The organism is Scytonema sp. PCC 10023, from assembly GCF_963920835.1.
In the GTDB taxonomy this organism is placed as follows: Bacteria; Cyanobacteriota; Cyanobacteriia; order Cyanobacteriales; family Nostocaceae; genus Kalymmatonema.
The window spans coordinates 1-255 of record NZ_CAWUDP010000402.1 but is presented as its reverse complement, the minus strand read 5'-3'; the positions used below and the strand labels follow the sequence as shown (position 1 = coordinate 255).

Annotated in this window: 1 protein-coding gene; it reads right to left on the bottom strand. The window is 46.3% G+C overall.

Going from position 1 to position 255, the window contains the following annotated elements:
• Positions 1-22: 22 nt before the first annotated feature.
• Positions 23-255: alpha/beta hydrolase (locus tag ACM0OZ_RS49365; RefSeq protein ID WP_414590239.1), on the bottom strand; the 233-nt coding region annotated here is incomplete at its 5' end.

Below are 255 nucleotides of genomic sequence, written 5' to 3'. Positions count from 1 at the left end.
TCACCGTTAGTGTTCGTTTACACTAATGCTCATCTACCCTGGCATAAGGCAGTTTCGTACGCGTAACAATAGGCGTTCTGAGATAGTAATTATTGACTAGCTCCCACGCCTCAGGATTATCGTACACGTACACACCGTGATCTCCGCCGTCAGCTTTAACGAAATAAGCGTTCATAGCGTGAGCCATTTTTTGTCCACCTGCGTAGGGTGTTTGCGTATCATAGATAGATTGCAGCACTACGGGGCGGTTTTTAA